Below are 24,036 nucleotides of genomic sequence, written 5' to 3'. Positions count from 1 at the left end.
CAACCTTCACCTATAAGGGCACTTAACAGGAAGGTGATCCAGTAACACACCGTCGGGATTCGGCGGTGGTCCGGACACCATCGCACGCCCCCGCCGGGCCTCCGGGCGCCGTTGCCGCCCGGCTTGATCAGCTGTAGTTGACGCACCACTGCCCGTGTGCATAGCTTCCCCGCATACCGTGCCGCGGCTCTATCCGTGCGGCAGAGCGCACCGGACCCGGGGGGCACCGTGTCGCAAGACATGTCCGAGGACGGCGTATTAGCCGTGCTGGAGCTATTGGCCGCCGGGGCACCGGCCCAGGAATACGAAGTCCTCGCCGAACGCGTCCGCAGCGCCGGAGCGGGGCCCGAACATCTCGACCGGCTCGGCAGTGCGATCCAGCTCGGCCTGTCCATCAGGACGTGGACGGAGCGTCAGAAGCAGCGCGAGGCCGGCATGTCCGCTCTCGTCGACACCGCGCGCGACCTCGCGACCCCGCACGACCTCGACACCCTCCTGAAGGTCATCCTCCGGCGGGCCCGGCTCCTCCTCGCCGTCGACATGTCGTACATCGGGCTGTACGACGAAGGGGAACGGTACGTCAGCATCCGGGCCGCCGACGGCCACACCACCGCGCTCAACGTGGGCCTGCGGCTGCCCGGCGGCACCGGGCTCGGCTCCGCCGTCATGGCCAACCCCTCTCCGTTCTGGACCCCGGACTACCTCGCCGACGAGCGCATCCAGCACAGCGGCGAGATCGACTACGTCGTCAAGGCCGAGGGACTGCAGGCCATCCTCGCCGTCCCGCTGAGCCGCGGCGCAAGCCCCTTCGGCACCCTCTACGTGGCCGAGCGCAAGGTCCGGCACTTCACCACCGACGAGATAGCGCTCCTGAGCTCCCTCAGCGACCTGGCCAGCGTGGCCATCGAGAAGGCCGAGCTGCTGGACCGGACCACCGCCCTCGTGGCAGAGCTGGAGCAGCACTCGACCCGCGTCGAGGCCGGGCTGCGCAGCGCCCAGGAGCTGAGCGACGCCCAGCACCGGCTGATCCAGCTGGTCCTCGGCGACTGCGACCTGGACACCCTCGCCCGCGCCTCCGCCACCGAGCTCGGCGCCGCGGTGCAGGTGTGCGCGGCCAACGGCACCGTCCTCACCTCGGCGGGGCTTCTCCGGCCGGCCGGAGAAGGCGCGGGGGGCGCGGAGGAAGCCGCGTGCGCCGGGGGCGCGGACGGCGACAGGGCCCCCGACCCGATCGAGTCGCTGCTGGTCCCCGCCGCCATGGACGCCCACGCCGCCCGCGAGCCCGTGGCCCTCGCCGGAGGCCTGTGGGCCGTCCCCATCTCCGCGGGCACCGGCAGCAACCTGGGCACCCTGCTGCTGCGCCCCGACCGGCCCGACGCGGTGCAGGACGAGCGGCTGCTGCGGCTGGTGGCCCAGGTCATGGCCGTACAGCTGCTGGTGGAGAGCAGCCGGACGGCGATCGCCGAGGGGCAGGTCCGCGACGACTTCCTCGCCGACCTGCTGGCGAGCCCGCAGCGGCCTCCGCACCAGCTCGAACAGCACGCGCGGCGCCTCGGCATCAACCTGGGCAAGCCGCACGTCGTGGTCGTGGCGCGACCCGAAGGCGACGCCCGCGGCAAGATGGCGATCTGGGCGTCCTCCTACGCGCACCGGCTCAGCGGGCTGAAGAGCATGCACAACGGCTGCGCGGTGCTGCTGCTGCCGGGCTCGGACGCGGGCTGCGCGGGCCGCGCCGTCTCCGCCGAGCTGTCGCCGCTCCTGGGCCACCCGGTGACGGTGAGCTCGGCGGGCCCGGTCGCGGGCCCGGCCTCGGTCCACCACGGCTTCCAGGAGGCGCTGCGCTGTCTGGACGCAATGACCTCGCTGGGCGTCATCGGCCGCTCGGCCTCGGTGCGCGAGCTGGGGTTCCTCGGGGTGCTGCTCTCCGACAACCACGACGTCGAGGGGTTCGTCGACTCGGTCATCGGCCCGGTGATCGATTACGACCAGCAGCGGTTCACCGACCTGACGCGCACGCTGGAGACGTACTTCGAGGCGGGCGGCAGCCCGACGAATGCGGCGAAGAAGCTTCATGTTCACCCCAATACCGTGGCTCGTCGCCTGGAGCGGATCAGTGAACTGCTGGGGCCGCAGTGGCAGCAGCCCGAGCGCGCCCTGGAGGTGCAGCTGGCCCTGCGGGTCTTCCGGGTGCGGCACAGCCTGCGGATGCGCGACCGCGCCGGGCCCGGCGCCGACGGGGGCGCCCCCAAGGCTCAGGAGACATAGCCGAGCCTGAGGTGCTCCTGCGGCCCGCCGGTGAGCGCGGCGACGGCGTGGGCCGCGGAGGCGAGCGTGACGTGCCGGTGCCAGCCGCTGAACGAGCGGCCCGCGAAGTCCCGGACGCCGACCTCGTCGGCGATCTCCTTGAAGTCCCGGTCGACCCGGTCCATGAGCTTGCCGAGCCGTACGAGGGCGGCGGGCGGGGCGTTCACGAGGTCCGTCAGCCACAGCTCGGCCGGCCAGCGGTGGCCGTTCTCGCCCACCCCCAGCAGGAGCAACTCCCTGCGGCGCACCGGCCCGGGCACGGCGGCCGTGCGCAGCGCGGGCAGACCCACGCGGACCGCCGCGGTCAGCGAGGTCCGCACGACCCGCGAGGGACCGTGGTCGCGCCACATCACCGGGCGCCGCATATCGCGGGCCGCGCCGAGGATCTGGTGGGCCGGCAGCGCCTCGGAGCCGCGGCCGGGCACGGCCGGGTCGGCCACGGTCAGCCGCAGCGAGTTGCTGATGCGGACCAGGGCCGGCACACCGGAGGCGCGCAGCCGCAGCAGGGCCGCGGGGGCGTCCATGTCGCGGGCGTCCAGCACCAGCGGGCGCAGCGGCAGCCCCCAGTCGCGCATCATCCCGGCGTACGCCTCCACCGTGCACTCCCCCAGGGTCTCGGGGCGGACGGAGTCGGGGATGCAGGCCTGGCCGCGCCGCAGACCGTCCTGGAGCCAGGAGTCGGAGAGGTGCAGCCGCCAGTTGACGGGGGTGCTGCGCTCGGCGGAGGCGGCCCAGACGCCCACCGCCTGCTGCGCGTTGAGCACCTGGCCGACGGCCGGGCAGAAGCGCCGGTCGACGCCCACGGAGTTGTCCCCGGCCTTGGGGATGATCATCGGCCGCACGACCCACGCGTGCGGCGGCGCGACGCGGGCCAGGTAGTGGGCGAGGGCGCGGCGCACCGGGGCCCAGTCCCAGGTGGAGCTGGAGATGAAGTGGTGCAGGCTCTGCTCGGCGGCCTGGCCGCCGATGAGCGCCGCGATGTTGCGGATGGACTTGCGCCCCTGCGTTCCCAGTAAGCCGCGCACGTACGCCTCGCCGCGCCGGCGCTGGTCGCTGCGCGGCAGCGAGGCGAAGAGCGCGGAGCACAGCTCGGCCAGGACGGCGTCCTGGGTCCCGGGGCAGTCCGGGGCGGGCGCCTCCTGCCGGGCGGTCCGCGGATAGAGAGCAACACCACTCATCGGAATCCCCCATCTCGGCTGCTGGTGACACTTCAACGGTGCGCGTGCGCACCCCCCGGCGCCCAGGTGTCAAGGGCACCCCCGTGGCCCCTCGATTGGTGGTCCCACCACCACCCGGGCCCCTCCGGGCGCCCCGCCTGCGGCCCGGAGGGGCCGCAAGGTGTGCCCGGACCACCACCCCGGAGGCGGGTCGGGGGGCCAGTCGGCGGACGGGGTCGAAGCCGCGCGGGGCGTTGCGGATACGGTGGTCCCATGCACCGGCGCGGACGGCCCTCGGAGGGACGCCCGCGCCGATACCGCGGGCAGCATTGGGCCGCGCGGGCGCAGCACACCGGAAAGGAACACGTGAGCAGGTTGTTGGTGCAGGTCAGCGCGGTAGTCCGGAGCGTGGGGTAAGCGTCGTGCACATTGTGATCATGGGCTGCGGGCGGGTCGGCTCGGCCCTCGCCCAGACCCTTGAGCAGCAGGGTCACACGGTGGCCGTGATCGACCAGGACCCGACGGCCTTCCGCCGCCTGGGCTCCGGGTTCGGCGGGCGCCGCGTGACCGGCGTCGGCTTCGACCAGGACACCCTGCGCGAGGCGGGCATCGAGGAGGCGGGCGCCTTCGCGGCCGTCAGCAGCGGTGACAACTCCAACATCATCGCGGCCCGCGTGGCCCGCGAGATGTTCGGCGTCGAGAACGTCGCCGCCCGCATCTACGACCCCCGGCGCGCCGAGGTCTACCAGCGCCTGGGCATCCCGACCGTGGCCACCGTGCGGTGGACGGCCGACCAGATGCTGCGGCGGCTGCTGCCGTCCGGCGCGGAGCCGCTGTGGCGCGACCCCAGCGGCGGCGTCCAGCTGGCCGAGGTGCCCGCCTCGGACGCCTGGGTGGGCCACAAGATCAGCAAGCTCCAGGAGGAGACCGGCGTACGGGTGGCGTTCCTCACCCGGCTGGGCGAGGCGATGCTGCCGACGTCCTCGACGGTGTTGCAGGAAGGCGATCTGGTGCACGTGATGATGCGCGCCGATGAGGTCGAGCAGGTGGAAGCCGCGTTCGCGCAGGGTCCCGAGGAGGCGCACTCATGAGGGTCGCCATCGCCGGTGCCGGTGCCGTCGGCCGCTCCATCGCGGGCGAGCTGCTGGAGAACGGGCACGAGGTGCTGCTCGTCGACAAGGCCCCGACCGCCATCTCGGTGGAGCGCGTGCCGCTCGCGGAGTGGCTGCTGGCCGACGCGTGCGAGATCACCTCGCTCGACGAGGCCGCGCTGCAGCGCTGCAACGTGGTCATCGCCGCCACGGGTGACGACAAGGTCAACCTCGTCGTCTCCCTGCTGGCCAAGACCGAGTACGGGGTGCCCCGGGTCGTGGCCCGGGTGAACAACCCGAAGAACGAGTGGCTGTTCAACGAGTCCTGGGGCGTCGACGTGGCCGTGTCCACGCCGCGCCTGATGTCGGCGCTGGTCGAGGAGGCCGTGAGCGTCGGCGACCTGGTGCGCCTGATGCGGTTCAGCCAGGGCGACGCCAACCTCGTGGAGCTCACGCTGCCGCCGGAGTCGGCGCTGGCCGGCACCCGCGTCGGGGACGTGGACTGGCCGGACGACACCTCGCTCGTCACGATCATCCGCGGCAACCGGGTGCTCACCCCCAGCCGCGACGACGCCCTGGAGGCCGGTGACGAGCTGCTGTTCGTTGCGGCGCCGGCGCGCGAGGAGCAGCTGGAAGACCTGCTGTCGGCGACGCGGGACGCCGAGTAGCACACGCGCATACGAACGCCGGGCGGGCTCGAATCCTCGAGCCCGCCCGGCGTTCGTTTCGTATGCGAGGGGGGAGATCAGCTCAGGGCTTTGCTGCTCTCCGCCTTCTCCGCGCGTTCGGCTTCTTCCATCTCCGCGATCACGTCGATCGGCGGCGGCGCCTTGGCCAGGAAGATCCAGGTCAGGTAGACCGAGAGCAGCATCGGCGGGATGCCGAGGGCCACCTTCACCCAGCCGAGCTGGGTGGCGTCGCCCCACCAGTACAGCGGGAAGAGGATCGCCGACTTGGCCAGCAGGATCAGGCCCCAGGCCCAGCTCGCCTTGGTGTAGGCGAGCTTGCGGCCGGGGTTGCGGGTGCGCCAGGAGAGGTTCTCCTTGAACACCGGGCCGAGGATCAGGCCGAGCAGCGGATAACCCACCAGGGACGTGACGATGTACGCCACGGCCAGGCCCAGGGTGTAGAGCATGCCCGGCAGGTGGAAGTTCTTGGCGTCGCCGGTCATCATCGCGAAGACCGCGCCGATGGCGACCCCGAAGACGCCGCTGAAGGCGTGCTTGACGGTGTCCTTGCGCAGCAGCCGGGCGATGCCCATCAGCAGGGACAGGCCCAGCGCGGCGATGGCCGCGGTGTGGATGTCCCGCTTGACGGTGAAGATCGCCACGAAGACCAGGCCCGGCACGGTCGTCTCGACCATGCCCCGCACCCCGCCGAAGGCCTCGAACAGGGCGGCCTTGGTCGCCGCCGATGCGTCGGCGGCGTCACCCCCCGTCCCCTGCTGGTCCACGGTCGGCTTGTCGAGAGACGTCACCCGCTACTCCTGTCCGAGCGGTCGGAGCTCGTACTTGGGATTGAACAGCACCCGGCGGCCACGGCTCATCGAGATCCGGCCGGAGGCGATCAGCTTACGGCCGGGCTCTATGCCGACGATGGAACGGCGGCCGAGCCACACGACATCGAGCGCGGCCGAGCCGTCGAACAGCTCGGCCTCCAGCGCGGGCACACCGGCACGGGGGCGGAGCGTTACCGTCCGCAAGGTGCCGGTGACCTTGACTATCTGCCGGTCGTCGCAGTCGCATATCCGCGTGCAGCCCGTGGCCTCCGCGTCCTGCTGCAGCTCTGCGTGGTGCAGCTCCTCCTGCGAGGTGGACAGCCGGTCGAGCATCCGGCGGAAACGGCCGGTCGGCTTCTCGGAACGGGGTACGGCACTCATGAACCCAGCGTACCGGGCGCCCTCCGGGCGGGTTCCTGCCCCGCGGGCCCCGCCCCGGGTCACATCTCGAACCGGTACCCCATCCCCGGCTCAGTAATGAAGTGCTTCGGGTGCGAAGGGTCACGCTCCAGCTTGCGCCGGAGCTGGGCCATGTACACCCGCAGGTAGTTCGTCTCCGTGCCGTAGGACGGGCCCCAGACCTCCTGGAGCAGCTGCTTCTGGCTGACGAGACGGCCCGTATTGCGTACGAGCACCTCCAGCAGGTGCCACTCGGTCGGCGTCAGCCGCACGTCGCGGCCCTCGCGGTTGACCTTCTTCGCCGCGAGGTCGACGGTGAAGACCTCGGTCTCGACGATGGCGTCGTCCCCCGCGGCGGCCGCCCCCGTGGGCTCGGCGCGCCGCACGGCGGCCCGCAGGCGCGCCAGCAGCTCGTCCATGCCGAACGGCTTGGTGACGTAGTCGTCCGCTCCGGCGTCCAGCGCCTCGACCTTCTCGTCGGAGGTCTGTCGGGCGGAGAGGACCAGGATCGGCACCCGGGTCCAGCCCCGCAGCCCCTTGATCACCTCGACGCCGTCCATGTCGGGCAGGCCGAGGTCGAGGATGACCACGTCGGGGTGGCGGGCGGCGGCGAGCTGGAGGGCGGTCGCGCCGTCGGGCGCGGCGTCGACCTCGTACTTCCGCGCCTTGAGGTTGATCACGAGGGCGCGGACGATCTGCGGCTCGTCATCCACCACGAGCACCCGGTTCATCGGTAACCACCTCTGCTGTTCGTGCGGGCCCACCCGCGGGGCCCGGGATCGGGGACTGCTGGAGTGTCGGTACGCGGGGGGCGGCTCACGAGGTGGCCTGCGCCGGGAGGTCCGGGCGGACGGGCGCGACGCCGTCGGCGGCCCGCAGGGTGAGCACCATGGTCATGCCCCCGCCGGGGGTGTCCTCTGCGGCGAGGGTGCCGCCCATGGCCTCGGCGAAGCCCCGGGCGACGGCGAGGCCGAGGCCCACGCCGGCCCCGCGCGGCGCGTCCCCGTAGCGCTGGAAGGGCTCGAAGATGCGGTCCTTGGCGCTGTCGGGGACGCCGGGGCCGCGGTCGGCCACCCGTACCTCCACGCGGTCGCCCAGGGCGCTGGCGGCCACCAGGACGGGCGTCCCGCCGGGGCTGTGCTTGACGGCGTTCTCGACGACGTTGGCGACGCTGCGCTCCAGCAGGCCGGGGTCGACGGCGACCATCGGCAGCGTCTCGGGGATGTCGAGGGTGACGCTGCCCTCGGGGACGCCGCCCAGGGCCATCGGCACCACCTCGTCCAGATCGATCTCGCGGATCAGCGGGGTGACGGTGCCGGTCTGCAGCCGCGACATGTCGAGGAGGTTGCCGACGAGGTGGTCCAGGCGGTCGGCGCCGTCCTCGATGCCGGCCAGCAGCTCGGCCTCGTCCTCCTCGGACCAGGCGACGTCGTCCGAGCGCAGGGAGGTCACGGCGGCCTTGATCGCGGCGAGCGGGGTGCGCAGGTCGTGGCTGACGGCGGCGAGCAGGGCGACGCGGATGCGGTTGCCCTCGTCCAGGCGGCGGGCCCGCTCGGCCTCGCCGACCAGCCGCTGCCGGTCCAGGACGACCGCGGCCTGCGCGGCGAAGGCGGCGAGCACGCGGCGGTCCTCGGCGGGCAGGACGCGCCCGGAGAGGGCGAGCGCCATGTTGTCGCCGACGGGCATGTCGACGTCGGCGTCCTCGGGCCGCAGCAGGGGCTTGCCCGAGTTGGTCACGACACTGGCCGCGCAGGTCCACGGGTCGACCTCGCTGGTGCGCTCCAGCAGCGCCACGGACTCCATGGCGAAGGTCTCCCGGACCCGCTCCAGGAGGGCCTCCAGGCTGCTGTCGCCGCGCAGCACGCTGCCGGCGAGGAAGGAGAGGATCTCGGACTCGGCGCGCAGCCGGGCCGCCTGGTGGGTGCGGCGCGCGGCCAGGTCCACCACGGACGCCACGGAGACCGCGACGAAGACGAAGATCGTGATGGCGACGATGTTCTTCGGGTCGGTGATCGTCCACTGGTGGAGGGGCTCGACGAAGAAGTAGTTCAGCAGCAGCGAGCCGAAGGCCGCGGAGGCGAGGGCCGGCAGGAGGCCGCCGAGCAGGGCCGCCGCGACCGTCATGCACAGGAACAGCAGCATGTCGTTGGCGAGGCCGAGGTCCGGGCCGATGTGCGTCAGCAGCAGGCTGAGCAGGGCCGGGCCGACGAGGCCGACGAGCCAGCCGGCCACGATGCGGCCCCGGCCGAGGCGGGCGCCGCGCGCCACGGGCAGGCCGCGGCCCTTGGCGACCTCCTCGTGGGTGACGATGTGGACGTCCAGGTCGGGACCGGAGTCGCGGGCCACGGTCTGGCCCACGCCGGGGCCGAAGATGTACTGCCAGGTCTTGCGGCGGCTGGAGCCGAGCACGATCTGGGTGGCGTTGACTCCGCGGGCGAACTCCAGCAGCGAGGCGGGCACGTCGTCCCCGATCACATGGTGGAAGGTGCCGCCGAGGTCCTCGACCAGGGTGCGCTGGACGGCGAGCTCCTTCGGCGAGGCCGAGGTGAGCCCGTCGCTGCGGGCGATGTAGACGGCGAGGATCTCGCTGCCGGAGCCCTTGGCGGCCATGCGCGCCGCGCGGCGGATCAGGGTGCGGCCCTCGGGGCCGCCGGTGAGGCCGACGACGATGCGCTCGCGGGCCTGCCAGATGGTGGAGACGCTGTGCTCGGTGCGGTACTGCCGCAGGTACTCGTCGACGCGGTCGGCGGTCCACAGCAGCGCGAGCTCGCGCAGCGCGGTCAGGTTGCCGGGCCGGAAGTAGTTGGAGAGGGCGGCGTCGACCTTGTCGGGCTTGTATATGTTCCCGTGGGCCATGCGGCGCCGCAGCGCCTGGGGCGACATGTCGACCAGCTCGATCTGGTCGGCGCGGCGCACGACCTCGTCGGGCACGGTCTCCTGCTGCCGGACGCCGGTGATCGACTCGACGACGTCGCCGAGCGACTCCAGGTGCTGGATGTTGACGGTGGAGACGACGTCGACGCCCGCCTGGAGCAGCTCCTCGACGTCCTGCCAGCGCTTGGTGTTGCGCGAGCCGGGCACGTTGGTGTGGGCGAGCTCGTCGACGAGGACGACGGCGGGGCGGCGGGCGAGGACCGCGTCGATGTCCATCTCGGTGAAGACGGCGCCGCGGTAGGTGATCTCCCGGCGGGGCACCTCCTCCAGCCCGTGGAGCATGACCTCGGTGCGCGGCCGGTTGTGGTGCTCGACGAAGCCGACCACGGCGTCCGTGCCGCGCTCCACGCGGCGGTGGGCCTCCGAGAGCATCGCGTACGTCTTGCCGACGCCCGGTGCCGCGCCGAGGTAGATCCGAAGCTTGCCGCGTCCCATGGCCCCATTGTCTTTCACGTCACGCGGCGGTGTCCGGGCGGTCGCGCCGGCCGGATGTGCTGATGTGCTCGCACTGCCGCGTACGGTCGACCTTACGGCCAAAGTTCTGGACATATGGGGCGCCCGGGGGTGGTGGGCGCGGTATTGACGCAGCTCTGACGCCGTGCGCCGTGACCTTTGCGCGCCCGGTCCGGTCCGGCCCGGGAGGCGGGCTGGCAGCATGACGGTATGACTGACGTACGTACGGCGCACACGTCCGGGCTGACCGATGCGGAACTCGCCGCGGTCCGCACCCTCGTGGACGACGCGTTCGAGGGGGACTTCTCCGACGAGGACTGGGACCACTCGGTGGGCGGCATGCACGCCCTCGCGTGGGAGGGCGGCGAGCTGATCGGCCACGGCTCGCTCGTACAGCGCCGGATGCTGCACGGCGGGCAGGCGCTGCGCACCGGCTACGTGGAGGCCGTGGCCGTCCGCGAGGACCGGCGCCGGCAGGGCGTGGCCTCGGCCGTGATGGAGGCGCTGGAGGGCGTCCTGCGCCGCGGCGGCTACGAGCTGGGGGCGCTGGGCGCGGCGGACGAGGCCGTGCCGCTCTACGCCGGCCGCGGCTGGCGGCTGTGGCGCGGCCCCTCCTCGGTCCTCTCCCCCACGGGCCTGCGGCGCACCGCGGAGGAGGACGGCTGCATCTACGTGATGCCGCTGACGGCGAAGCTGGACCTGGACGGGGAGCTGGCGTGCGACTGGCGGCCGGGGGACGTCTGGTGACGGGCGGCCCGGCCCCGGCCGGGCGCGTACAGGGCCCGGGGACCCGGCGGCCTCCGCCGCGGCCGGGGCCCGGCTTCAGCGCGGCCGGGGCACGGGCCTGCGGCCCAGGAGGTCGGCCAGCCCCTGCCGGGTGGCCGCGACGATGACGCGGTCCTGGCCGCCCAGGCGGTAACCGCCGGGCAGGTCCTGCATCAGGCGGGTCTCCTCCCGGCCGGAGGCCTCCAGGCGCCTGGTGGTCACCGCGAGCGCCCGCCAGGCGCCGGGGACGAACGCGTCGCCGGCGGGCTGGCCGTTCAGCTCGGGGCGGCCCTCCACCTCCAGCGCCGCGATGAGGACGACCTGCCGCTCGACGGGGACCGCGCCCAGGATCTGACGCCCTATCATCGCGCCCGCGAAGGCCGGGGCGACGAGGAAGGAGACGCTGCGGCTGCGCGTCCACGCCCGGGGGTGGGAGGCGCGCAGGGTGCGGTAGACGGCCTTGGCGAAGCGGTCGTCGTACAGCCGCATGACCACCCGCACCTCGGGGTTGACGGCGCGCGCGTACAGGACGGCTTCCAGGTTGGTGATGTCACTGCTCGTCAGCGCCAGGAGCGTGCCGCTGTGCCCGACCTTGGCGGCGTCCAGCACGCCCTCCTCGGTGACGTCGCCGATGATCGTGGGGACGCGCAGCGAGCGGGCGAGCGCGACGCCGCGGGCCTGCGGGTCGCGCTCGACGCACACGACGGGGATGCCGAGCTCGCGCAGCCGGGCCAGCACGCGGGTGCCGATCTTGCCCAGACCCAGCAGCACGACGTGGCCGGACAGGCCGCGCCGCGGGCGGCGCAGCGCGGAGGCGGAGCGGAAGGTCCCGAGCCCTTCCAGGGCGGCGGCCACCAGCAGCGGGAGCAGCAGCAGGCCCGTCAGGCCGGAGAGCAGCTGGAGGACCTGCCGGCCGTGGCCCTCCCGGATCGCCGGTTCGTTGATGGCGAAGAGGTCGAGCAGCGAGAGGTAGACCGCGTGCGTCGGGTTGTCGCTGGTGACGCTCCAGGACGCGACGGCCAGGGCGCAGACGGCGGCGGTCAGCAGGCCGAGCGCCCAGCGCAGCCGTCTGGAGAAGAAGGACCCGAGGGGCAGGCCGCGGACGGTCGGGCGGACGGGCGCGGGCTGCAGGGCGAAGGGGACCGCTTCCAGGACGACTTCCGCGCGCCCGCCGGTGCCCGGTGGCCGGCGGTCGCCCGGCAGCAGCAGCGGGCCGTCGCCGTCGGGGCCCGCCGCGCTCCCCGGCTGCAGCGCGGGCGAGAGCAGGGCGAGGGTGCACAGCTCCCGGCCCTGCCCGCGTCCGGCGGCCGCCTGGGAGCGCTCGGCGGCCCGCAGCATCAGGCCGCCCGCCTCGATGACCTTGTTGTGCCCGGAGACGGCGGCGGTGACGAGGACGGGGGCGGCGGTGTCGGCGTCCGACAGGACGGTGGTGGTGGCGTCCGTGTCGGTGACGGGGGTGCCGTCCACGGCCGCGGTCAGCTGGGCGGCCTGGTCGAGGAGCTTCGCCAGGTGCTCGCCGAGCCTTCGGTTGTAGAGGCGGATGACGAGCCGGACGTGGGGGTTGAGGCGGCGGGCGAGGAGGGCGGCCTGGACGTTGGTCTCGTCGTCGTCGTAGACGAGGGCGAGGGCGGTGGCGTGGACCACCCCCGCGTCGGTGAACGCCTCCTCGCCGGGCTCCGCCGCCTCCAGCACCCGGACGAGGCCGCTGCCCGGCGCGGCGCCGTTCCGGTCGGGCGCGCCCGCGCGGCCGACGACTCCGGTGACGCGCCCGAAGAGCGCCGCGGCGCGGCCGAGCGCGGGCGCGGGGCGCTGCCGGGCCTCGCGCGCCGGCGGCAGGACGACGGTGACGCGCTCGCCGTAGACGCCGGAGAGCTCGGCGGCGAGCCGGTGTACGAGCCCGTCGTCCCCGCACACCACCATGTGCGGTGCGGCTGGGGCGACATGGGGCTGCGGGTTCAAAGTGGCCACGTTCCCCAGGGTGCCCTGCACTGGTCGAACATTCACCGGATTTCCCACCCCCGGATGTAAGGGGTGGTACACAAAGACGGACGGGGCCGCCGGTCCGGCCGGCAGGCCCCGTCCGCGCTCCCGCGGGACGCGCTACTTCTTCGCGAGTTCCTGCAGCGCGATGTTGAGCTTCAGGACGTTGACGCGCTCCTCGCCCATGAAGCCGAGGATGCGGCCGTCCACGTGCTCCTCGACCAGCTTGCCGACCTTGTCCGCCGGCAGGCCGTTGGCCTCGGCGACCCGCTTGGCCTGCAGCCGCGCGTACGCCGGGGAGATGTCCGGGTCGAGGCCCGAGGCGGAGGCCGTCAGGGCGTCCACGGGCACGGCCGAGGGGGCGACGTGGTTGAACGCGGCGACGTCCGTCCGGCGCTGCTTGACGCTGTCGAGCAGCGTCTTGCTGTCGGCGGCGAGGTTCGAGGCACCGGAGACGACCAGCTTGTACTGGGTGTTCTCTGCGTTCGGGCCGGCCGCCGAGGGGCGCGGCTGGAAGAACTTCGGGTCCGGCAGCGGGTTGCCGTCCTTGTCCTTCTTGTCGAGGGTGTAGCTCTGGCCGAGCCGCTCGGAGCCCACGGACCTGCCGCCGGCCTTCACCTCGGAGCCGTTGGCCTTGTCGTGGAAGGCCGCCTGCGCGATGCCGGTGACGACCAGCGGGTAGATCACCCCGCAGACCACCGTGAGGACGAGCAGGGCCCTCAGGCCCGCGCCCAGCAGGCGGGCCGTGCTGTGTACGGAAGTGTTCATGGTGACGTCACCCGATGCCAGGGATGAGGGAGATGAGCATGTCGATGATCTTGATGCCGATGAACGGGGAGATCAGGCCGCCCAGTCCGTAGATCAAGAGGTTGCGGCGGAGCATGGCGTCCGCGCTCATGGGGCGGTAGCGCACGCCCTTGAGGGCGAGCGGCACCAGAGCCACGATGATCAGCGCGTTGAAGATGACGGCCGAGAGGATGGCCGACTCGGGCGAGGTCAGGCTCATGATGTTGAGCTTGTCCAGGCCGGGGTAGGCCACCGCGAACATCGCCGGGATGATGGCGAAGTACTTGGCGACGTCGTTGGCGATCGAGAAGGTCGTCAGGGCGCCGCGCGTGATGAGCAGCTGCTTGCCGATCTCCACGATCTCGATGAGCTTGGTGGGGTTGGAGTCCAGGTCCACCATGTTCCCGGCCTCCTTGGCGGCCGAGGTGCCCGTGTTCATCGCCACGCCGACGTCCGCCTGCGCGAGCGCGGGGGCGTCGTTGGTGCCGTCGCCCGTCATGGCGACGAGCTTGCCGCCGGCCTGCTCGCGCTTGATGAGCGCCATCTTGTCCTCGGGCGTGGCCTCGGCGAGGAAGTCGTCGACGCCGGCCTCCTCCGCGATGGCCTTGGCCGTCAGCGGGTTGTCACCCGTGATCATGACGGTCTTGATGCCCATGGCGCGCAGCTCGTCGAACCGCTCGCGCATGCCCTCCTTGACGACGTCCTTGAGGTGGATGACGCCCAGGACGCGCGCGCCCTTGTCGTCCTCCAGGGCGACGAGGAGCGGGGTGCCGCCCGCCTGCGAGATGTCGTCGGTGAGCTTGCGGGCGTCCTCGGCGACCGTGCCACCCTGCTCCTCGACCCAGGCGATGACCGAACCGGTCGCGCCCTTGCGGACCTTGCGGCCCTCCACGTCGACGCCCGACATGCGGGTCTGCGCCGTGAACGGCACCCACTCGGCGCCCACGAGCTCACCCTCGTGGCGCTCGCGCAGGCCGTACTTCTCCTTGGCGAGGACGACGATCGAGCGGCCCTCGGGCGTCTCGTCGGCGAGCGAGGAGAGCTGGGCGGCGTCGGCGACCTCGGCGGCCGTGGTGCCCTTGACCGGCACGAACTCCGCCGCCTGGCGGTTGCCGTAGGTGATGGTGCCGGTCTTGTCGAGCAGCAGCGTCGAGACGTCGCCCGCGGCCTCCACCGCGCGCCCGGACATCGCCAGGACGTTGCGCTGCACGAGGCGGTCCATGCCCGCGATGCCGATCGCGGAGAGCAGCGCGCCGATGGTCGTCGGGATGAGGCAGACCAGCAGGGCCGCCAGGATGATCATCGACTGCTCGGCGCCCGCGTAGATCGCGAAGGGCTGGAGCGTGATGACGGCCAGCAGGAAGACGATCGTCAGCGAGGCGAGCAGGATGTTCAGCGCGATCTCGTTGGGCGTCTTCTGCCGGGCCGCGCCCTCGACCAGGTTGATCATCCGGTCGATGAAGGTCTCGCCGGGCTTCGTCGTGATCTTGATGACGATGCGGTCGGAGAGGACCTTGGTGCCGCCGGTGACCGCCGAGCGGTCGCCGCCGGACTCGCGGATGACCGGGGCCGACTCGCCGGTGATGGCCGACTCGTCGACCGAGGCCACACCCTCCACGACGTCGCCGTCGCCCGGGATGATGTCGCCGGCCTCGCAGACGACCAGGTCGCCCACGCGCAGCTCGGTGCCGGGCACCGACTCCTCGGCGTCGCCGGCGAGGCGCCGGGCCACCGTGTCGGTCTTGGCCTTGCGCAGGGTGTCGGCCTGGGCCTTGCCGCGGCCCTCGGCCACGGCCTCGGCGAGGTTGGCGAACAGGACGGTCAGCCACAGCCAGACGGTGATCGCCCAGCCGAACCAGTCGCCCGGGTCCTTGACCGCCAGCGCGGTGGTGACCACCGAGCCGATCAGGACCACGAACATCACCGGGGACTTGACCATCACCCGGGGGTCGAGCTTGCGGAAGGCGTCCGGCAGCGACTTCATCAGCTGCGCCGGATCGAAGAGGCCGCCGGAGACCCGGCCGGGCTCCGGGGAGCCCTGCGGGTGGGTCTCCTCCTCGGACGGCGTACGGACTGGGGTGGTCGTGCTCATGAGAGTCCCTCCGCCATCGGGCCAAGGGCCAGGGCCGGGAAGTAGGTCAAGCCGGTGATGATGAGGATCGCGCCGACGAGCAGGCCCGCGAAGAGCGGCTTCTCGGTGCGCAGCGTGCCGGCGGTCTCGGGGACGGGCTTCTGCTCGGCGAGCGAGCCGGCCAGGGCCAGCACGAAGACCATCGGAAGGAAGCGGCCGAGCAGCATGGCGAGGCCGATCGTCGTGTTGTACCAGGGCGTGTTGGCGTTGAGGCCCGCGAAGGCCGAGCCGTTGTTGTTGGCGCCCGACGTGAACGCGTAGAGGACCTCGGAGAAGCCGTGCGCGCCGCTGCCGTCCACCGAGTTGCCCTTGACGTTCAGGATCGACTCGGGCGGCGAGGACAGCGCCATGGACAGGGCCGTGAAGCCGAGCACCAGGGTCGGGGTGATGAGGATGTAGCACGCGGCGAGCTTGATCTCGCGGGTGCCGATCTTCTTGCCGAGGTACTCGGGCGTGCGGCCGACCATCAGGCCCGCGATGAAGACCGCGATGATCGCCATGACGAGCATGCCGTAGAGGCCGGAGCCGACGCCGCCGGGCGCGATCTCGCCGAGCATCATGCTCAGCAGCGTGATGCCGCCGCCCAGGCCCGTGAAGGAGGAGTGGAAGGAGTCCACCGCGCCCGTGGAGGTCAGCGTCGTCGTGGTCGCGAAGATCGCGGAGGCGCCGATGCCGAAGCGCTGTTCCTTGCCCTCCCACGCGCCGCCCGCCTCCTGCAGCGCCGCGCCGTGACCCGCGTACTCGGTCCACATCATCAGCGCGGTGAAGCCGAGCCAGATCACGCCCATGGCCGCGAGGATCGCGTAGCCCTGCCTGACGTTGCCGACGAGCTTGCCGAAGGTGCGGGTCAGCGCGAAGGGTATGACGAGGATCAGGAAGATCTCGAAGAGGTTGGAGAAGGCGTTGGGGTTCTCGAAGGGGTGGGCGGAGTTGGCGTTGAAGTAGCCGCCGCCGTTGGTGCCGAGCTCCTTGATGACCTCCTGCGAGGCCACGGCGCCGCCGCCCACCTGCTGGGTGCCGCCCGTGAGCTGCCCGATCTCGTGGATGCCCGCGAAGTTCTGGATGGCGCCGCAGGCGACCAGCACCAGCGCGCCGATCACCGAGATCGGGATCAGGATGCGGACGGTGCCGCGCACCAGGTCGGCCCAGAAGTTGCCGAGCTCGCCGGTGCGCGAGCGCGCGAAGCCGCGGACGAGCGCGACGGCCACGGCGATGCCGACGGCGGCGGAGACGAAGTTCTGCACGGCGAGGCCGAGCGTCTGGACGGCGTGGCCCATGGCCTGCTCGCCCGAGTACGACTGCCAGTTGGTGTTGGCGACGAACGAGGCGGCGGTGTTGAACGCCTGGTCCGGGCTGATCGCGGTGAAGCCCAGCGACAGCGAGTCGGGCAGGACGCCCTGGATCCGCTGCAGCAGGTACAGGAAGAGGACGCCGACGGCCGAGAAGGCAAGGACGCCGCGCAGGTACGCGGGCCAGCGCATCTGCGCGTCCGGGTCGGCGCCGATCGTGCGGTAGAGCAGCTTCTCCACGCGCAGGTGCTTCTCGGAGCTGTAGACGCGGGCCATGTAGTCGCCCAGCGGGCGGTAGACCAGCGCAAGCGCCGCGATGAGCGCGGTGAGCTGAAGGACTCCGGAGAGAACGGGGCTCATATCTGTGCTCAGAACCTCTCCGGGAAAACGAGGGCGAGGATCAGGTAGCCCAGCAGGGCGACGGCCACGACCAGGCCGACGATGTTCTCGGCGGTCACAGCTTCGTCACCCCCTTGGCGACGAGAGCCACCAGCGCGAAGACCGCGATCGTGGTGACGACGAAGGCCACGTCGGCCATCGTGTGCTCCTAGAGAGGGTTCGGATATGAACGGACCATCACAGGAAACCGTTCCCGGGCCCTCCCGGGCGCTCCGTTGACGCGCTCTATACGGCCATTAGCGCCCCCTTGACGCAATCCATACGGGCACCTCTTTGACCTGCAAAAACGCCGCTGGGCCGCAACCCCGGATCGGGGTTGCGGCCCAGCGGAACGCAGCAATCCAGCCGTCGGCGGACGACGGCGGACCGGTCTTCGGCAGCTGCCGTCAGCGCACTTCGGTGATCTCCGGACCACGCTCCAGGCGGTCCACGCCGCCCGCGAAGCGCGAGCGGTCGTCGTCCGGCTGCTGCAGGCCCTCGGCGACCATCTGGGCGTCCTCCGGCAGCTTCAGCACGATCGGGTCGCGCGGGGCCATCGGGGACTCGCCGCGCACGACGACGGTGTCCCGGAAGATCTGCTCCAGCAGGCCGGCGGTCTGCGGCTGCACCGCGCCCTGGCCCGAGATCACACCGCGCAGGAACCAGCGCGGCCCGTCACAGCCGATGAAGCGCACCATCTGCACGCCCTGCGTGCCGTCCGGCAGCGCCACCGGCACCTGGGCCCGCAGCTCCCAGCCCAGCGGGCCCTCGACCTCGTCCACGACACCGCCCTGCTGGGTGATGCCGGAGGCGATCTCCTCGCGGACCTCGACCCAGATGCCCTCGCGCTTGGGGGCGGCGAAGCCCTGCAGCTGCACGGCGCTGTCGCGCAGCACCACGGTGGCGGCGACGATCGCGTCACCCGCGACCTCGACCCGCAGCTCCATGCCCTCGACGCCGGGCACGAACAGACCGCCCAGGTCGACCCGGCCCTCGGCGGGGTCACGGACCTCGGAGAGGTCCCACGGCCCGTCGGGGCGGGGCTCCGGCTCCAGCCGGACGCGGCTCTCGGCCGCGGAGTCCTGCGCGTCCGACGCTGAGTCCTCAGCCAACTCCTCGGAGGTCACGTCGTCGAGGTGGCCGGCATCCCCGACTACGTCCTCACTGCGCTTGCGGCGACGACCGAACACGTCACTGTCCTTCCCGGTCGCTGGCGACCGAAGCGAATCCATACCCCACGGCAGCGTGGCCACCGGTGGACCCGAAGCCCCCTTCGGCCCGTGCCGAGCCCGGAAGCTCCGCGACCTCGTGGAAGCGGACCTTCTCTACCTGCTGGACGACCAACTGGGCGATGCGGTCGAACCTGTCGAACCGGACGGTCTCCCGCGGGTCCAGATTGACCACAATCACCTTGATCTCTCCACGGTACCCGGCATCGATGGTCCCCGGGGCATTCACCATGGAGACTCCGCACCGGGCGGCGAGACCCGAACGCGGGTGCACGAAGGCGGCATAGCCGTCGGGCAGCGCGATGGACACCCCCGTCGGCAGCACCATCCGCTCCCCCGGGGCCAGCTCGGCGGCCTCGGTGGTCACGAGGTCGCAGCCGGCGTCACCGGGGTGACCGTAGGAGGGGAGGGGCACCTCGGGGTCCACACGGCGGATGAGGACGTCCAAGGGTTGACGCGTCACGGGTTCACCTCGAAAGCTCGCGCGACCTTCACCTGGTCGGGGTTGGCCAGCGTGGCCTGGATCTCTGCGGGACGGCCGTTCTCGATGAAGTGGTCGACCTTGACCTCGACGAACACCGCATCGGCGCGGAGTGCGAGCGGGCCCTCGGGCCCGCCGATCCGGCCGGTGGCCGCGGCGTAGATCTTACGTCCGTGCACGGCCTTCACCTCGGCGTGCAGGTGGAGCACGGTGTCCACGGGCACGGGCAGCAGGAAGTCGGTCTCCAGCCGGCCGGTCACCGCGATCACCCGCAGCATCCAGCCCAGCGAGCCCAGCGTCTCGTCCAGCGCCGTGGCCAGCACCCCGCCGTGAGCGAGGCCCGGGGCGCCCTGGTGCGCCTCCTTGACCCGGAACTCCGCGGAGACGCACACGCCGTCGCCCGCCCGCACCTCGACGTGCAGCCCGTGCGGGACGCCGGGGCCGCAGCCGAAGCAGTACTCGTAGTGCGACCCGATGGTCTCTCCGGGCGCGGGCGCGTCGGGGTGCCGCACCGGGGGCAGAGCCCCCTCCGGCGGCGTCAGCGCTGTCGTTCGTCCACTCACAGGGGCTGACCTTACCCGCGACGGCCGGGCCCGGTCCCGCTCGTGTCAAGCTTGGGCCCATGCAGGCTTACGAAGAACGTCTCACCGCGCCCCGTTCCTGGTGGTTCATCGCGGTTCTGACCGGGGTCGCGATGGCACTGATCCTGCTGCCCCTGGGGACGGTTCCCATGCTCGGCGGGCTGGTGGGCGGCGGGGCCCTCGCAGCGGTCGCCGTCAGCTCCTACGGCTCCGTGCGCATCCGCGTGGTGGGCGGCGCGCTGCTGGCGGGCGACGCCCGCATCCCGGTCGAGGCGCTGGGGACACCGCAGGTGCTGGATGCGGAGGAGGCCCGCGCCTGGCGCACGCACAAGGCGGACACCCGCGCCTTCATGCTGCTGCGCGGCTACGTACCGACCGCGGTCCGGATCGAGATCACGGACCCGGCCGACCCCACTCCGTACGTCTATCTCTCCACGCGCTCTCCCGAGCGGCTGGCCGAAGCCCTCGCGGCGGTACGGGCGTCCTGACGCCGCGGACGGCCTGAGGGGCGGTGCGGGTGCCTGACGGGCACCCGGGCCCTTAGGGGGCCCGGACGGGCTCAGGGCAGCCGAGGAGGGCCTTCAGGGGCCTCCGGAAGCGCCTCCCACGGCACCTGCCGGGCGCGCAGGTCGATGCGGACCTTCGCCGCGAGCCTTCTGGTGTCACGGCGGTTCATCACCGCGCCCACCGTCGCGCCGATCATGAACGGGGCGATGTTGGGGAGATTGCGGAACGTGCGCTTGAGGATCTGCTGGCGCAGTTCGCGCCTCAGCTGGCCACCCAGGGCCGCATTGACGGTGGTGGGGGCCGTGACGTCGATTCCGCGCTCGTCGGCCCAGGCGGCCAGATAGGCCAGGGAGCGCTGGTGCAGCGCGCCGGGGGCCCGCAGGCCGTACACCTCGTGGAGCTCGGCGATCAGCTTGAACTCCACCGCGGCCACGCCGGCGATCTCGGCGGCCAGTTCCGCGGGCATCGCGGGCGGCACCGGCATCATCGCCGCGGCGCCGACTCCGGCGCCCACGGCGGAGGTGGCGTTGACCGCACCCGTCACCAGCTTGTCGGCGAGCTCCTCCGGGCCGAGGCCCGGGAACTGGGCCCGCAGGGTCGCGAGGTCGCGCACGGGGATGCGCGGGGCGTTCGCGATGATCCGGTCGACGAGGGCGGTGAGACCCGCCCGCGCTCCCCGGCCGCCCTTGGTGGCGCCACGGCCGACAGCAGCGGCGAGGGAGGCCGTACGGCCTCGCTCGACCTGGGTGCCGACCGTGTCACCAGGGGCAGGGGCGTCTGCGCCCTGCCGTGCGGCCTCCTGATCAGGCCCGGTGGTCAGCTCGGGCCGCCGGGAGCGCCGCTTCCGGAACGGGATCGAGCCTGCCATCGCAGACCCGTTCCTCAGTCGCAGTCGCGGCAGATCGGCTGGCCGTTCTTCTCGCGCGCCAGCTGGCTGCGGTGGTGCACGAGGAAGCAGCTCATGCAGGTGAACTCGTCGGCCTGCTTGGGCAGGACCCGGACGGCCAGCTCCTCGTTGGAGAGGTCCGCGCCGGGCAGCTCCATGCCCTCCGCGGCCTCGAAGTCGTCCACGTCGACGGTCGACGCCGACTTGTCGTTCCGGCGTGCCTTGAGCTCTTCAAGGCTGTCCGAGTCGACGTCGTCGTCGGTCTTGCGTGGGGTGTCGTAGTCCGTTGCCATGTCGCTCTCCCCCTCTGGGTGTCTGCGGTGTCTCCAGCGCACGTAACGCGTGAGAGGCCGGACTTGTGCCCGACCCGAGGCGGAGATTTTGCCTCACATCAAGGTCTGTTACTCAATCGACACCCAACCGCACACCTGAAGAGGTGATGGGGTTGGATGGCGAACCGGACCGTACACGGTCCGAATGCCGCATGCGGATGCGCCATCACGTGTACTTCCCGTGATCAGGACCAGCGGAAACCCCCATTTTTCCGGCGTTCCGGCGGGGCCATTGATCACGGAGAGTGGATGGCCGGAAGTTTGCCTGTGTGAGCGATTACACACACTCACAGCAAGGGTCGGAACGTGAAAATTCCGCCCAAAGCGAACCTACGGCCGCCCTATTCTCGCAGAAATTTTCAGGTGGGCAGGACCACTCTCATGATCAACCCGCCTCCCTCGCGCGGCTCCGCGGTGATCCGCCCGCCGTGCGCGCGGGCCACCGAGCGCACGATCGACAGCCCCAGGCCGACGCCCTTGTCGCTGCCCGTGCGCTCCGTACGCAGGCGGCGGAACGGCTCGAAGATGTTGTCCAGCTCGTAGGCCGGGACCACGGGGCCGGTGTTCTCCACCACCAGCACCGCCTGGCCCGGCCGTGCCTCCGTGGTGACCTCGACCCAGCCGTCCGGGGCGTTGTACCGCACGGCGTTCTGGAGCAGGTTCAGCGCGATCCGCTCCAGCAGCACACCGTTGCCCTGGACGACCGCGGGCTGGCGCGTACCGCGCAGCTCCACGCCCTTGCCCTGGGCCTCCGAGCGCGTCTGGTCCAGCGCCCGCGAGGCCACCTCGGCGAGATCCACCGGCTTGCGGTCGACGATCTCGTTGTCGCTGCGCGCGAGCAGCAGCAGGCCCTCGACCAGCTGCTCGCTGCGCTCGTTCGTGGCCAGCAGCGTCTTGCCGAGCTGCTGGAGTTCCGGGGGCGCACCGGGGTCGGAGAGGGTGACCTCCAGCAGCGTGCGGTTGATCGCCAGCGGCGTGCGCAGCTCGTGCGAGGCGTTGGCCACGAACCGCTGCTGCGCGGTGAAGGCCCGCTCCAGCCGGTCGAGCATCTCGTCGAAGGTGTCCGAGAGCTCCTTCAACTCATCCTCCGGCCCACCCAGTTCGATCCGCCGGGACAGGTCGGTGGCGGCCACCCGGCGGGCGGTGCGCGTCATCCTGCCCAGCGGCGAGAGGACCCGGCCCGCCATGGCGTAGCCGAAGGCGAAGGCGATCACGGCGAGGCCGAGGAGGGCGAGCAGGGAGCGCTTGAGGAGGCCGTCGAGGGCCAGCGCCCGCTGGTGGTCGGTACAGGCGCGCAGGATGCGGTTCGCCTCGTCCGCGGGGAGGTTCGTGTTCTCCAGGGCCGGGCAGCGACCGCCGGTCACCTGCACCTGGCTGCCGCTGACGAGCCGGACGATCGGCTCGCTGCCGAGGTCCAGGGCCTGGGCGGCCAGCAGATAGATGATCGTCAGCAGCAGCACGCCGGCCATCAGGAACATCCCGCCGTACAGCAGGGTGAGCCGTATCCGGATCGTCGGGCGCAGCCAGGGGAACGGGCGCACGACGGGCTGGCGCGGGTCCCAGGTGGGTTTGGGAGGGGCCGTGGGGGGCGCGGGCGCGGGAGTGGGAGCGGAGGACATCAGCGGTTCAGATCCGGTATCCGGAGCCGGGCACGGTGACGATCACCGGGGGCTCGCCGAGCTTGCGGCGCAGGGTCATGACGGTGACCCGGACGACGTTGGTGAAGGGGTCGGTGTTCTCGTCCCAGGCCTTCTCCAGCAGCTGCTCGGCCGAGACGACCGCGCCCTCGCTGCGCATGAGGACCTCCAGGACGGCGAACTCCTTGGGCGCGAGCTGCACCTCGCGGCCGTCGCGGAAGACCTCGCGGCGGTTGGGGTCGAGCTTGATGCCGGCGCGCTCCAGGACGGGCGGCAGGGCGACCGTCGTACGGCGGCCGAGGGCCCGCACACGGGCGGTGAGCTCGCTGAAGGCGAAGGGCTTGGGGAGGTAGTCGTCGGCGCCGATCTCCAGGCCCTCCACGCGGTCGCTGACGTCGCCGGAGGCGGTGAGCATCAGGACGCGGGTGGGGATGCCGAGCTCGACGACCTTGCGGCAGACGTCGTCGCCGTGGACGAGCGGCAGGTCGCGGTCGAGGACGATCACGTCGTAGTCGTTGACGGCGATGCGCTCGAGGGCCGCGGCACCGTCGTACACGACGTCGACGGCCATGGCCTCCCGGCGCAGTCCGGTGGCGACGGCATCGGCGAGCAGCTGCTCGTCCTCGACGACGAGTACGCGCACGGCGTTGGTCCTTCCCTTTGGGCCCGGGCGGGCAGGCTGGAGATACCCCTGTGGGTGTCTCCATCCTGCCTCGAACGTCGGTAAACCGGCTGTAAGGGGCGCCGGGGCCGACCTGCCGGCAGGGCATTCCGGATCGCCGCCGGGGCGGGCTCCGGAGCGGTTTCCGGTCGGGTGGGGGGATTGGTTCCGGTCGGGAGGTTTCCCCGCGGACGGCGTTGGGGAAGACGTCTGCACACCCGCGATCACGCCCAGTGGCGGTATGCCACCACGGCCCGTCCCGCCCGCGCCGGGGCAGGGGCGTGATCGATTCGCCGTCGGCACACCCCCGTGCCATCGACCCACGACGAGGGGGCGCAGCACCATGGACGCGTTCACCGCTGGCATTCTGCAGCGCATAGAGAGCACCCGCAGCGAACGGGACCAGGCCCGCAGGCTCGGCGACGAGTACACGGCCGAGGTGGAGCAGTCCGCCCTGGACGACCTGCACCGTCTCGCCGCCGAACACGGCGTCGAGGTCACCGCGGCCTGAGCCGGATCCGACGGCAGTGCCCCGGCGCCGAGCGGCGCCGGGGCAC

Annotated in this window: 23 protein-coding genes; 6 read left to right on the top strand and 17 right to left on the bottom strand. The window is 72.1% G+C overall.

Annotation, left to right across the window (positions count from 1 at the left end; all coding sequences use genetic code 11):
• The first annotated feature begins 228 nt into the window (after nt 1-228).
• Nucleotides 229-2,265: a helix-turn-helix domain-containing protein gene (locus tag IE241_RS00630; protein WP_308433599.1), complete on the top strand. Its 2,037-nt coding sequence runs from the start codon at nt 229-231 to the stop codon at nt 2,263-2,265.
• Here the strand turns inward: IE241_RS00630 and IE241_RS00625 are convergent.
• Complete coding sequence (locus IE241_RS00625; RefSeq protein WP_229898652.1) at nt 2,253-3,482, bottom strand: IS701 family transposase; 1,230 nt, start codon at nt 3,480-3,482, stop codon at nt 2,253-2,255. The two genes, IE241_RS00630 and IE241_RS00625, sit on opposite strands and share 13 nt — an antisense overlap.
• Before the next feature lie 401 nt (nt 3,483-3,883).
• Between IE241_RS00625 and IE241_RS00620 the strand changes: the two genes are divergently transcribed.
• A complete protein-coding gene (locus tag IE241_RS00620; protein ID WP_190019565.1) occupies nt 3,884-4,552 on the top strand; it encodes a potassium channel family protein in 669 nt (222 codons plus the stop codon).
• On the top strand, nt 4,549-5,220 hold the full coding sequence (locus IE241_RS00615; protein ID WP_190019564.1) for a potassium channel family protein: 672 nt from the start codon (nt 4,549-4,551) through the stop codon (nt 5,218-5,220). Before IE241_RS00620 ends, IE241_RS00615 begins: the two co-directional genes overlap by 4 nt.
• Before the next feature lie 77 nt (nt 5,221-5,297).
• On the opposite strand, the gene IE241_RS00610 is transcribed toward IE241_RS00615, so the two are convergent.
• From IE241_RS00610 to IE241_RS00595, 4 genes are all read right to left on the bottom strand, one after another.
• Nucleotides 5,298-6,029 carry a DUF3159 domain-containing protein gene (locus IE241_RS00610; RefSeq protein WP_190019563.1) on the bottom strand — a complete coding sequence of 244 codons (732 nt, stop codon included), beginning with the start codon at nt 6,027-6,029 and terminating at the stop codon, nt 5,298-5,300.
• Between the two features lie 3 nt (nt 6,030-6,032).
• The gene (locus tag IE241_RS00605) at nt 6,033-6,431 is read right to left on the bottom strand and encodes an OB-fold nucleic acid binding domain-containing protein (protein ID WP_079110128.1); all 399 of its coding nucleotides are present in this window, start codon (nt 6,429-6,431) and stop codon (nt 6,033-6,035) included.
• A gap of 59 nt (nt 6,432-6,490) precedes the next feature.
• Complete coding sequence (locus IE241_RS00600; protein WP_190019562.1) at nt 6,491-7,180, bottom strand: response regulator; 690 nt, start codon at nt 7,178-7,180, stop codon at nt 6,491-6,493.
• Between the two features lie 85 nt (nt 7,181-7,265).
• Nucleotides 7,266-9,818 carry a DUF4118 domain-containing protein gene (locus IE241_RS00595; RefSeq protein WP_190019561.1) on the bottom strand — a complete coding sequence of 851 codons (2,553 nt, stop codon included), beginning with the start codon at nt 9,816-9,818 and terminating at the stop codon, nt 7,266-7,268.
• A gap of 228 nt (nt 9,819-10,046) precedes the next feature.
• Here IE241_RS00595 and IE241_RS00590 point away from each other — a divergent pair, with 228 nt between their 5' ends.
• The gene (locus tag IE241_RS00590) at nt 10,047-10,583 is read left to right on the top strand and encodes a GNAT family N-acetyltransferase (RefSeq protein WP_190019560.1); all 537 of its coding nucleotides are present in this window, start codon (nt 10,047-10,049) and stop codon (nt 10,581-10,583) included.
• A 75-nt stretch (nt 10,584-10,658) separates the two neighbouring features.
• Here the strand turns inward: IE241_RS00590 and IE241_RS00585 are convergent, their stop codons facing one another.
• The 8 genes from IE241_RS00585 to IE241_RS00550 all read right to left on the bottom strand — a co-directional run bounded on the left by IE241_RS00585 (nt 10,659) and on the right by IE241_RS00550 (nt 19,438).
• Nucleotides 10,659-12,521, bottom strand: a complete 1,863-nt coding sequence (locus IE241_RS00585; RefSeq protein WP_190020372.1) for an NAD-binding protein — start codon at nt 12,519-12,521, stop codon at nt 10,659-10,661.
• 180 nt (nt 12,522-12,701) lie between these two features.
• A complete protein-coding gene (kdpC, locus tag IE241_RS00580; protein WP_190019559.1) occupies nt 12,702-13,349 on the bottom strand; it encodes a potassium-transporting ATPase subunit KdpC in 648 nt (215 codons plus the stop codon).
• A 7-nt stretch (nt 13,350-13,356) separates the two neighbouring features.
• Nucleotides 13,357-15,459, bottom strand: coding sequence for a potassium-transporting ATPase subunit KdpB (gene kdpB, locus IE241_RS00575; RefSeq protein WP_190019558.1), 2,103 nt, complete (start codon nt 15,457-15,459; stop codon nt 13,357-13,359).
• Nucleotides 15,456-17,147, bottom strand: coding sequence for a potassium-transporting ATPase subunit KdpA (kdpA, locus tag IE241_RS00570; protein WP_190019557.1), 1,692 nt, complete (start codon nt 17,145-17,147; stop codon nt 15,456-15,458). The genes kdpB and kdpA overlap by 4 nt, the downstream gene beginning before the upstream one ends.
• Nucleotides 17,148-17,155: 8 nt before the next feature.
• Nucleotides 17,156-17,245, bottom strand: a complete 90-nt coding sequence (gene kdpF, locus IE241_RS00565) for a K(+)-transporting ATPase subunit F (protein WP_043188605.1) — start codon at nt 17,243-17,245, stop codon at nt 17,156-17,158.
• A 327-nt stretch (nt 17,246-17,572) separates the two neighbouring features.
• Complete coding sequence (locus IE241_RS00560) at nt 17,573-18,355, bottom strand: DUF3710 domain-containing protein (RefSeq protein ID WP_190019556.1); 783 nt, start codon at nt 18,353-18,355, stop codon at nt 17,573-17,575.
• Between the two features lies 1 nt (nt 18,356).
• On the bottom strand, nt 18,357-18,857 hold the full coding sequence (dut, locus tag IE241_RS00555; protein ID WP_190019555.1) for a dUTP diphosphatase: 501 nt from the start codon (nt 18,855-18,857) through the stop codon (nt 18,357-18,359).
• Complete coding sequence (locus IE241_RS00550; protein ID WP_190019554.1) at nt 18,854-19,438, bottom strand: PaaI family thioesterase; 585 nt, start codon at nt 19,436-19,438, stop codon at nt 18,854-18,856. Before IE241_RS00550 ends, dut begins: the two co-directional genes overlap by 4 nt.
• Nucleotides 19,439-19,497: 59 nt before the next feature.
• On the opposite strand from IE241_RS00550, the gene IE241_RS00545 reads away from it, so the two are divergent.
• Nucleotides 19,498-19,944: a DUF3093 domain-containing protein gene (locus IE241_RS00545; RefSeq protein ID WP_190019553.1), complete on the top strand. Its 447-nt coding sequence runs from the start codon at nt 19,498-19,500 to the stop codon at nt 19,942-19,944.
• A gap of 71 nt (nt 19,945-20,015) precedes the next feature.
• Here the strand turns inward: IE241_RS00545 and IE241_RS00540 are convergent, their stop codons facing one another.
• From IE241_RS00540 to IE241_RS00525, 4 genes are all read right to left on the bottom strand, one after another.
• The gene (locus tag IE241_RS00540; RefSeq protein ID WP_190019552.1) at nt 20,016-20,831 is read right to left on the bottom strand and encodes a hypothetical protein; all 816 of its coding nucleotides are present in this window, start codon (nt 20,829-20,831) and stop codon (nt 20,016-20,018) included.
• A 14-nt stretch (nt 20,832-20,845) separates the two neighbouring features.
• A complete protein-coding gene (locus tag IE241_RS00535; RefSeq protein ID WP_030366107.1) occupies nt 20,846-21,142 on the bottom strand; it encodes a DUF4193 domain-containing protein in 297 nt (98 codons plus the stop codon).
• 398 nt (nt 21,143-21,540) lie between these two features.
• The gene (locus IE241_RS00530) at nt 21,541-22,800 is read right to left on the bottom strand and encodes a sensor histidine kinase (RefSeq protein WP_190019551.1); all 1,260 of its coding nucleotides are present in this window, start codon (nt 22,798-22,800) and stop codon (nt 21,541-21,543) included.
• 7 nt (nt 22,801-22,807) lie between these two features.
• Nucleotides 22,808-23,461 (bottom strand): response regulator transcription factor, encoded by a 654-nt coding sequence (locus IE241_RS00525; RefSeq protein ID WP_030368611.1) that lies wholly within the window; start codon nt 23,459-23,461, stop codon nt 22,808-22,810.
• A gap of 361 nt (nt 23,462-23,822) precedes the next feature.
• On the opposite strand from IE241_RS00525, the gene IE241_RS00520 reads away from it, so the two are divergent.
• On the top strand, nt 23,823-23,990 hold the full coding sequence (locus IE241_RS00520) for a hypothetical protein (protein ID WP_190019550.1): 168 nt from the start codon (nt 23,823-23,825) through the stop codon (nt 23,988-23,990).
• Nucleotides 23,991-24,036 lie beyond the last annotated feature (46 nt).

This window comes from Streptomyces hiroshimensis (assembly GCF_014650335.1).
GTDB lineage: Bacteria > Actinomycetota > Actinomycetes > Streptomycetales > Streptomycetaceae > Streptomyces > Streptomyces hiroshimensis.
Note: the sequence above shows the minus strand (reverse complement) of the source record. Positions and strands in the feature narration are given on the sequence as shown.

Coding starts and splice junctions, on each gene's coding strand:
- IE241_RS00625 (WP_229898652.1), bottom strand. CDS start 3,482: ATGAGTGGTGTTGCTCTCTATCCGCGGACCGCCCGGCAGGAGGCGCCC.
- IE241_RS00615 (WP_190019564.1), top strand. CDS start 4,549: ATGAGGGTCGCCATCGCCGGTGCCGGTGCCGTCGGCCGCTCCATCGCG.
- IE241_RS00605 (WP_079110128.1), bottom strand. CDS start 6,431: ATGAGTGCCGTACCCCGTTCCGAGAAGCCGACCGGCCGTTTCCGCCGG.
- IE241_RS00600 (WP_190019562.1), bottom strand. CDS start 7,180: ATGAACCGGGTGCTCGTGGTGGATGACGAGCCGCAGATCGTCCGCGCC.
- IE241_RS00595 (WP_190019561.1), bottom strand. CDS start 9,818: ATGGGACGCGGCAAGCTTCGGATCTACCTCGGCGCGGCACCGGGCGTC.
- IE241_RS00590 (WP_190019560.1), top strand. CDS start 10,047: ATGACTGACGTACGTACGGCGCACACGTCCGGGCTGACCGATGCGGAA.
- IE241_RS00585 (WP_190020372.1), bottom strand. CDS start 12,521: ATGGTGGTGTGCGGGGACGACGGGCTCGTACACCGGCTCGCCGCCGAG.
- kdpC (WP_190019559.1), bottom strand. CDS start 13,349: ATGAACACTTCCGTACACAGCACGGCCCGCCTGCTGGGCGCGGGCCTG.
- kdpB (WP_190019558.1), bottom strand. CDS start 15,459: ATGAGCACGACCACCCCAGTCCGTACGCCGTCCGAGGAGGAGACCCAC.
- kdpA (WP_190019557.1), bottom strand. CDS start 17,147: ATGAGCCCCGTTCTCTCCGGAGTCCTTCAGCTCACCGCGCTCATCGCG.
- IE241_RS00545 (WP_190019553.1), top strand. CDS start 19,498: ATGCAGGCTTACGAAGAACGTCTCACCGCGCCCCGTTCCTGGTGGTTC.
- IE241_RS00540 (WP_190019552.1), bottom strand. CDS start 20,831: ATGGCAGGCTCGATCCCGTTCCGGAAGCGGCGCTCCCGGCGGCCCGAG.
- IE241_RS00535 (WP_030366107.1), bottom strand. CDS start 21,142: ATGGCAACGGACTACGACACCCCACGCAAGACCGACGACGACGTCGAC.
- IE241_RS00530 (WP_190019551.1), bottom strand. CDS start 22,800: ATGTCCTCCGCTCCCACTCCCGCGCCCGCGCCCCCCACGGCCCCTCCC.
- IE241_RS00520 (WP_190019550.1), top strand. CDS start 23,823: ATGGACGCGTTCACCGCTGGCATTCTGCAGCGCATAGAGAGCACCCGC.